Origin of the sequence: Amnimonas aquatica (genome assembly GCF_002943415.1) — a bacterium.
In the GTDB taxonomy this organism is placed as follows: domain Bacteria; phylum Pseudomonadota; class Gammaproteobacteria; order Pseudomonadales; family Moraxellaceae; genus Perlucidibaca; species Perlucidibaca aquatica_A.
Genome location: NZ_PTQZ01000061.1, coordinates 1 through 8,369, shown reverse-complemented (window position 1 = coordinate 8,369; position 8,369 = coordinate 1). Strand labels below are relative to the sequence as shown.

Below are 8,369 nucleotides of genomic sequence, written 5' to 3'. Positions count from 1 at the left end.
ACTGGTGATGACACTAGGTTCTCGTTTCTGGCCAATCGTGCCCTTTTGGAGGGCAAGTTTTTGGATCACGATCTGATGACTCGACTGGTCTGTGTCTACATCACAGCCGGCAGTCTGTTCTTCGCATACAACCACATGGCCGAGCTGGTCAGGAAAGAGCGGGCAGGCCTGCCGGATGATCAGGACTGGCCTCCGCTGATGGAGTCACTGCGCAAGATAGTTTTCTGGCCGGCGTACGTCTGGCCTTTCAGAAAAGGTCGCTGAGCTTACGCAAAAATTCCGTGGCGGATTCGTTGCAGGATCTCTATGGCCTGCTCTGCGTCATCGCGCGGGGTCTTGCCGGCCAGGACGGGGTGAGGCTCTTCAAGCCAACGTTCAGCATCCTTCCCCAAGACATCCTGAGCCATCCGTTCGAGTTCCTGCGCTCTCTTTTCTTCGATGGACACTTTGTGGACACTCCCTTGAAAGGCGCTTTTCTGATCCCGTATAACCTGTTGTTTTGTATTGCATATTTGGTGGGCCCGCTGGGACTTGAACCCAGGACCAAAGGATTATGAGTCCTCTGCTCTAACCGACTGAGCTACAGGCCCGTAGCGGCCGGGCGGCGGAGGCCGTTCCGGATCGTCGCGCCGGCGTTGCGCCGGCGAGCGCGGAGTGTAGCAAGCCCGGTCGGCATCGCCCAGCCCGCGCCGCCTCAGCCCTCGGTCAGCAACTGGTGGTGGATGTGCCCGCCGGCCTCCGGCGGAATGATCACCGCGATGCGCTCGCGCCGCAGGTGCGGGCAGGCGTCCAGCAGGCGGCGCTTGAAGCCCTGGCGCACCTGGTAGCCGGCAGGCGCGAACAGCAGACCGTGCTGGGTGTGGATGGCGCGCGCCAGCACCATGCCGTCGCCGAGCATGTCCAGCGGCAGTTCGATCACCCGATCCACGTCCGCCTGCTCGCCGAGCACGTCGCGCAGTGCCGCGATCAGCGGCGCGCTGCCGGGAAACTCGCCCCGCAGCGCCTCCAGGCTCTGCAGCGTCGGCATGCCCGATGACTCGTGGCGCACATACTGGCGGATGATCCGGATCAGGTGCGCCTGCGGCGCCAGCGCCTCGGCATCCTCGGGGCTGATGCGCATGGCGTCGGCGAGCGCCGGCTCGGTCAGGCAGATCAGCCGTAGCACCGGGTCCAGGCGCGGAATGCGCTGGAGCAGGGCGAACGAGCGCTGCTGGGCATGGCGGATCTCCTCGGCCTCGCCGGCCTCCAGCGGCAGGTCGAACAGCACCTTCTCCTGCAGCGACTGGCGCAGGCCGACCAGGCCCAGGTTGGCCAGCATGGCGGCCATCTCGGTGGCCCAGCCGGCCTGCAGGCGCGAGCGCTCGCTGACCCGGCGCAGCAGGTCGCGCAGGCGGTCGGCGCGCCCGTAGGTGGCCGGGCTGGCGATGCACAGGGCATCCACCAGGGCCTGGGTGCAGCCGCGCACGGTCTGCTCCAGCAGCTCCTGCTCGGTGCGCAGCAGCGTGTGCTGCGCCAGCGCCTCGCGCAGTGCCTGCTGCAGCTGCTCGCGCGGGCAGGGCTTGCCGAGGAAGCGGAAGATGCGTCCGTCATTGATGGCGCGGATGGCGGCGGCAGTGTCGCTGTAGCCGGTCAGCAGCAGACGCACCGCCAGCGGGTGGCGGGCGTTGAACGCCGCCAGCACCTGGTCGCCGGTCATGCCGGGCATGCGCATGTCGCAGAGCACCACGGCCAGCCGGTCGAGGCCGTCGGCCAGCGCCAGCGCCTCGCTGCCGCCGCTGGCGGTGTGTATCTCGCCGAGGCCGCGCAGCGACAGCGCGAGGCCGGCCAGCACATCGCTGTCATCGTCTATGCAGAGGATCTGCGGCAGGGTGTCGGCAGCACGTTCGGGCTGGTTCATGGTGGATCGCTCTCGCAGGGCAGGGTGATGCTGAAGCACGCGCCGCCGTCGTCGCCGGGCGTCCAGTCCAGGCTGCCCTGGTGCTGCTCGACGATGATTGCGCGGCTGATGGCCAGGCCCTGTCCGGTGCCCTGGCCCATCGCCTTGGTGGTAAAGAAGGGGTCGAAGATGCGGTGCGCGATGTCGGCCGGAATGCCGCAGCCGTTGTCGCTGATGTCGAGCCTGACCCGGCCGTCTTCGCACAGGCTGCCGGTGATGCCTATCCGCCCGCGGGCGTCGTCGCCGAAGCGTTCGCGGATGGCGTGCGCGGCGTTGGTGAGCAGGTTGATCAGCACCTGCAGCAGGTGGTCGTGGCGGCCCGGCACGGGCGGCAGCGCTGGCAGCGCCAGCACGATGTCGGCGACGTACTTGTATTCGTGGCGACAGATCTCCAGCGCGGCGCCGACCAGCTCGTCCAGCCGCACCGGCGCGGCGGCGGTGCTGCGGTGGGTGAATCCGCGCAGGCTGTCGACAATGCGGCTGACCCGGCGGATGCCCTCGCGACTGCGCTCCAGGGCCTGCGGCAGCTGCGCGGCGGTGAATGCCGGATCGGTGGCGCGCAGGCGTTCGCGCAGCGTCAGCAGGGCCTCGGCGTCCGGCGTCTCGGGCAGCTGCGAGCAGGCCTGCATGAGGTCGAGCAGGGCGCGGACGCTGTCGTCGATGAAGCCCAGGTTGTCGCCGATGTACTGCAGCGGGGTGTTGATCTCGTGCGCGATGCCGGCGGCGAGGCTGCCCATGGCCTCCAGCTTCTGCGCCTGGCGCAGGGCCAGCTCGCGCTGGCGCTGCTCGCGCAGGTCGAGGCCGACCAGCACGTACTGCGCCGAGCCATCTCCGCCGTCTTCGCGGCCGGCGGAGAGCAGCACCGGCAGCGACTCGCCGTCGTACTGGCGGAATTCGGTCTCGCAGCGCAGGCTGCCGTCACCATCCTGGAGCGTGGCCAGCAGGCGCGGACTGTCGGGCAGCAGCTCCGACAGCGCCCGGCCCGGCAAGGCTCGGCACTGTATGCCGAGCATGAGCCCGGCCTGCTCGTTGGCGTGGCGGATCAGGCCGCGGGCATCGACCACCAGCAGCAGGCCGGGCATCACCCCGTAGAGGCCGCTGATGCGGCTGTAGGCGCGGTTGAGCTGCTGGTCGGTGCTGTCACCGGCGCCGGGGCCGGTCTGCAGGGCCTGCTCGAAGAGCGCGACCTGGCGGCGCAGCAGCGCCTCGCTCCCGGCATCGGGGGCGTGTTCTGGCGCATGTTCGCTGCGGCTGGGCATGGCGGCTGTCCGGACGGTGTTCGTCCGTATATCGGCAGCCGGCGGAAAAACTTGTGGCCGTTTGTCGGTTTCCCGTGCGGCCGGCGCTCAGCGGCTGGTCAGCGTCTGGCGGATCAGCTGAACGGCGTAGCGGGCGATCTCCTCCACCGTTTCCGGGGTGAAGGCGAGGCCGTCGTTGTACATGCGGCAGAGGCCGTGCAGGGTGGCCCAGCCGACCTGGGTGAGGCGCAGCACGTTGACGTCGGCCGGCAGGTGTCCCTGCTGCTGCAGGCTGAGCAGGCGCTGGCCCATCAGGCGCACGCTCTGGCGCGCGGCGCGGTGGAACGGCGCCGGGTGATCGCCGCGCCAGGTGGTGCGGCCGAGCATGAGCTCGTAGAGCTCGGGGTTGTTGCGCGCGAAGCCGACGTAGGCGAGGGCGAAGTCCTCCAGCGTGCTGTCGTCGCCCAGGGTCGGCCGCAGCACGGCCTCGAACTCCTGGATGCTGGCTTCGCCGAGGGCGTAGAGCAGGTCCTGCTTGTTGCGGAAATGGTGGTAGAGCGCCGGCGTCGACACACCCACTCGCTCGGCGAGCTTGCGCAGGCTGAGGGCATCGATGCCGATCTCGCGCACCAGCAGCAGGCCGGTGTCGATCAGGCTGCGGCGCAGGTCGCCGTGGTGATACCCCTGCTTTTCCTGAGGGCTTGACATCATCCCGAATCCTTATATCTTAACGGTGTTAATATTAGCGCGTTCCAGTCATTCTGACGAGACGCTGACGAGGACCACCGGCCATGACCGCCTTCAACCACATGCTCGCTCCGCTGGACCTGGGCTTCACCAAGCTCAAGAACCGCATTGTCATGGGCTCCATGCACTCCGGCCTGGAAGACCGCTTCTGGGATTACGGCAAGCTCGCCGCCTATTTCGAGGAGCGCGCCCGTGGCGGCACCGCGCTCATGATCACCGGCGGCATCGCCATGAACCGCCGCGCTTGGCTGAAGCCGCTGGCGGGCACGCTCAACCACTACGGCGATGTCATCAATCATCGCCGCGTGACCTCGGNTCGGCGTCGTCGATCAAATCCGCGATCAATCCGTTCAAGCCGCGCGAAATGAGCGACGCGCTGATCCTCGAGACCATCGGCGACTACGCCCACACCGCGCGCCTGGCGCAGCTGGCCGGCTACGACGGCATCGAGATCATGGGCTCGGAGGGCTATCTGCTCAACCAGTTCATCTGTCCGCGCGTGAACCAGCGCCAGGACCGCTGGGGCGGTCCGGTGGAGAACCGCATGCGCTTCCCGGTCGAGATCGTGAAGGCGGTGCGTGAGGCCGTGGGCCCGAACTTCATCATCTGCTACCGCCTGTCGCTGATCGACCTGGTGCCGGGCGGCAACACCTGGGACGAGATCGTCACCATCGCCAAGGCGCTGGAGGCGGCGGGCGTGACCATCCTCAACACCGGCATCGGCTGGCACGAGGCCCGGGTGCCGACCATCGCCACCCAGGTGCCGCGCGCGGCCTTCCGCAGCGTGACCGCGCGCATCGGGAAGGAGGTCGGCATTCCGGTCATGGCGTCCAACCGCATCAACACGCCGGAAGTCTGCGAAGACATCGTCGCCAGCGGCGATGCCGACCTGATCTCCATGGCGCGCCCGCTGCTGGCCGACCCGGATTTCGTCAACAAGACCGCCGCCGGCATTCCCGAGGCCATCAACACCTGCATCGGCTGCAACCAGGGCTGCCTCGACCTGGCGTTCTCGAACAAGCGCGTGACCTGCCTGGTCAACCCGCGCGCCGGCTACGAGACCGAGCTGGTCTACCCGAAGGTGCGCAAGGCCAAGAAGATCGCCGTCATCGGCGGCGGCATGGCCGGCCTCACCGCTGCCACCGTGGCCGCCGGCCGCGGCCATGACGTGACCCTGTTCGAGGCCGCCGCCGACATTGGCGGCCAGTTCAACATGGCCGCCAATGTGCCGGGCAAGGAAGAGTTCCAGGAGACCATCCGCTTCTATCGCCACGAGCTGGTGCGCACCGGCGTCAAGGTGCAGCTCAATGCCCGCGTCAGCCACGACACGCTGGCGAACTTCGATGAAGTGGTCATCGCCACCGGCGTGAAGCCGCGCATTCCGCGCTTCCCGGGCATCGACCACCCGAAGGTGCTGAGCTATCCGCAGGTGCTGCGCGGCGAGGTCGAGGTCGGCCACAGCGTGGCGGTGATCGGCTCCGGCGGCATCGGTGTCGACACCTGCGCCTATCTGCTGGAAGAGCACAACCAGTCGGTGGAGACCTGGGCCAGCCACTGGGGCATCGACTTCACCGTCAGCGAGCCGGGCGGCCTGACCGCGCCCGAGCGCCGCCACGCCCAGCGCGACATCACCCTGCTGCAGCGCAAGCCGGGCCAGAAGAAGATGGGCGCTGGCCCGGGCAAGACCACGGGCTGGGCGCACAAGGCCCTGCTCGGCCAGTATGGCGTGAAGATGCTGGCGGAGTGCGAGTACCTGAAGGTCGATGACCTCGGCCTGCACGTGCGCATCGGCGAGAACGAGACCCGCATCCTCGATGTCGATCACGTCATCCTCTGCGCCGGCCAGGAGTCGGTCACCGACCTGATCCCGCGCGACAAGGACGGCAAGATCACCGACAAGCGCTACCACGTCATCGGCGGCGCCAAGTTCGCCGGCGAGCTCGACGCGCGACGCGCCATCCGCGAGGGTGCCGAGCTGGCGGCCAGTCTTTGACGGTGCAGGGCCCGGCGGGCGGGAAAACACGCTGCGCTACAGTTTTCCCGCCCGCCGGGCCCTGCGCCTCGATACGACTGGTCGGGCGCCCGCCTCAGGATTGACGCGCAGCCTCAGGCCTGCAAAACCAGATGCTCGGCGGCATCCGGGCGGCCTGATCTGCCGGCCGTCGAATGCTTGTTGACAACAATCGTTGTCACACATACTCTGCCAGCGTTCGATGTCAACATTGCAGGCAAAACACGATGAAAGATTTCAGGAACAAGGTCGCTGCCATCACCGGTGCCGGTTCGGGCATGGGTCGCTCTCTCGCCGTGCTGCTGGCCAGCCGCGGCTGCCACGTTGCGCTCAGCGACATCAACGAAGCCGGCCTGGCCGAGACCGTGAAGCTGCTCGACGGTACCGGCATCAAGGTCACCGCGCAGAAGCTCGATGTCGCCGACAAGGCGGCAGTGTTCGCCTGGGCCGAGCAGGTCGCGCGTGACCACGGCAAGATCAACCTGATCTTCAACAACGCCGGCGTCGCGCTGGGCAGCGCCATCGACGGCGGCAGCTACGAAGATCTGGAATGGATCATGAACATCAACTTCTGGGGCGTGGTGCACGGCACCAAGGCCTTCCTGCCCTACCTCAAGGACGCAGGCGAAGGTCATGTCATCAACACCTCCAGCGTCTTCGGCCTGTTCGCGGTGCCGTCGCAGAGCGCCTACAACGCCTCCAAGTTCGCCGTGCGCGGCTTCACCGAAGCCCTGCGCCAGGAGCTGGAAATGGAAGGCGTGAACGTCAGCGCCACCAGCGTGCACCCGGGCGGCATCAAGACCAACATCGCCCGTGCCGCGCGCATGGATCAGTCGGTCACCAAGCTGGGCCTGAGCACCGACAGCACCGAGAAGTTCGAGAAGCTGTTCACCACCACCGCCGACAAGGCTGCCGAGATCATCATCCGCGGTGTCGAGAAGAACCAGCGCCGCGTGCTGGTCGGTACCGACGCCAAGGTCCTCGACCTCATGGTGCGCCTGCTGCCGTCGACCTACCAGAAGCTGGTGTCGCTCAGCAGCAAGCGGATGAAGTAAGCCGCATGGTCATGGTGCCGGTGCGCGACGGACAGTCGCTGTCTGTCCGCGTCATCGGCCGTGGCCGTCCGGTGCTGCTGCTGCACGGCCTCGGCATGAGCGGCGCGCACTGGCTGCCGTTCGTCCTGCCGCATCTGCACCGCCACCGCTTCATCCTGCCCGACCTGCGCGGCGCCGGCGCCTCCGCCGACGTGCCGTTCAAGCCCGGTGACATCTTCCGGGCTCACGCCGAGGATGTGCAGGATGTCATCGCCGGACTCGGTCTGCGCGACCTGACGCTGGGCGGCATCTCGCTCGGTGCCACCACGGCCCTGCACCTGCTGTCGCTGGATGGCTTCGGTCCGGTGCGGCGCTATCTGCACATCGATCAGTCACCCTGCATCGGCAACCGCCCGGGCTGGCCGCACGGCCTGTTCGGCGCGCGCCAGGACGAGATGTTCGCCCGCATGCGCGAGGTGCTGGCGCTGGTCGGCGAGCATCCGGACTGCCGCCGCCTCGCCGAGCTGCCCGCTCCGGTGCGCCAGGCCGTGGGTGATCGCCTGGCGCCGGTGCTGGCGGAAATGGCCGGCGGCGCCGGGCTGCACAGCGCACTGCGCGTGGTGTTCCGGCTGCCGGCGGCGCTGCTGGGGCGCATGCCGGTGCCGTTCAGCGACCTCGGGCATCTGCGTCGCTATCTGCCGGCCTACCTGTCCGGCGGTCATGACTACCGGCCGGCGCTGGCCGCCTGCACGGTGCCGGTCACGGTCATGCTGGGCGCGCATTCGCCGCTCTACGCGGAGGCCGGCCAGCGCCTGATCGCCGAGCACCATCCGCGCTCGCGGGTGGTGCGCTTCGAGCACTCCGGCCACGTGCCGCTGAAGGACGAGCCGCTGCGTTTCGCGCGCGAACTGGGGCGTTTCCTGCGCGAGGACTGAGGCGCGGGCGCGTCCGCCAGGCGGTTGCGCGTCGGCGGATACTCAGTCGAAAAACACGGAGATGCCCAGGCCGGCCTGCAGGTCGGTGCTGCGCGAACCCAGGCCGCGCAGGCCGTACAGATCCGCCTGGATGCGCGGCGTCAGCATGTAGACCAGGCCGCCGCCAGCGACGTAGTCATCATCGTCAGGCCCGCTGCTCGCGGTGTAGCCGGCTTCGACATAGGCTCCCAGCCGTTCGCTGACCTGGTAGCTCCAGCTGGGCGAGAAGGTGAAGCTGCTGGCGTCGCTGTCGTGGCTGACGTTGTAGTACAGGGCCACGCCCTGGGTGTCGCTGAGCGCGAATGCGGTGGTGATGCCGGCAAAGAGCTGTGTGTGATCCTGCGTGAAGTGACGGCTGCCTGTGGGCAGCGAAGCGCCGGCCAGCACGGCCCACGAGAAGGTGTCGTGATCCGAGGGCAGCACGGCCTT

General features: G+C 68.0%; 8 protein-coding genes, 1 tRNA gene and 1 pseudogene. 4 read left to right on the top strand and 6 right to left on the bottom strand.

From position 1 onward, the window contains the following. Positions 1 to 264 (top strand): hypothetical protein (locus tag C5O18_RS04000; RefSeq protein ID WP_206389716.1); only part of this gene is annotated, 264 nt, incomplete at its 5' end. A 2-nt stretch (positions 265 to 266) separates the two neighbouring features. Here C5O18_RS04000 and C5O18_RS10230 read toward each other — a convergent pair. The 5 genes from C5O18_RS10230 to C5O18_RS03980 form a co-directional block, all read right to left on the bottom strand. Next, entirely contained in the window at positions 267 to 446 is a 180-nt protein-coding gene (locus tag C5O18_RS10230) for an MbcA/ParS/Xre antitoxin family protein (RefSeq protein WP_146089198.1), read from the bottom strand. A gap of 67 nt (positions 447 to 513) precedes the next feature. Further along, positions 514 to 590, bottom strand: a tRNA-Ile gene (locus C5O18_RS03995). A 104-nt stretch (positions 591 to 694) separates the two neighbouring features. Further along, positions 695 to 1,897, bottom strand: coding sequence for a response regulator (locus tag C5O18_RS03990; protein WP_105191671.1), 1,203 nt, complete (start codon positions 1,895 to 1,897; stop codon positions 695 to 697). Continuing rightward, a complete protein-coding gene (locus C5O18_RS03985) occupies positions 1,894 to 3,195 on the bottom strand; it encodes an ATP-binding protein (RefSeq protein ID WP_105191669.1) in 1,302 nt (433 codons plus the stop codon). Before C5O18_RS03985 ends, C5O18_RS03990 begins: the two co-directional genes overlap by 4 nt. A gap of 87 nt (positions 3,196 to 3,282) precedes the next feature. After that, complete coding sequence (locus tag C5O18_RS03980) at positions 3,283 to 3,885, bottom strand: TetR/AcrR family transcriptional regulator (RefSeq protein WP_105191667.1); 603 nt, start codon at positions 3,883 to 3,885, stop codon at positions 3,283 to 3,285. Between the two features lie 80 nt (positions 3,886 to 3,965). Here C5O18_RS03980 and C5O18_RS03975 point away from each other — a divergent pair. The 3 genes and pseudogenes from C5O18_RS03975 to C5O18_RS03965 all read left to right on the top strand — a co-directional run bounded on the left by C5O18_RS03975 (position 3,966) and on the right by C5O18_RS03965 (position 7,901). Further along, a pseudogene (locus C5O18_RS03975) lies at positions 3,966 to 5,914 on the top strand (FAD-dependent oxidoreductase). A gap of 245 nt (positions 5,915 to 6,159) precedes the next feature. Next, entirely contained in the window at positions 6,160 to 6,987 is an 828-nt protein-coding gene (locus C5O18_RS03970) for an SDR family NAD(P)-dependent oxidoreductase (protein WP_105191665.1), read from the top strand. Between the two features lie 5 nt (positions 6,988 to 6,992). Next, positions 6,993 to 7,901 (top strand): alpha/beta fold hydrolase, encoded by a 909-nt coding sequence (locus C5O18_RS03965; RefSeq protein ID WP_105191663.1) that lies wholly within the window; start codon positions 6,993 to 6,995, stop codon positions 7,899 to 7,901. A 42-nt stretch (positions 7,902 to 7,943) separates the two neighbouring features. On the opposite strand, the gene C5O18_RS03960 is transcribed toward C5O18_RS03965, so the two are convergent. Next, positions 7,944 to 8,369 (bottom strand): transporter (locus tag C5O18_RS03960; protein WP_146089197.1); only part of this gene is annotated, 426 nt, incomplete at its 5' end.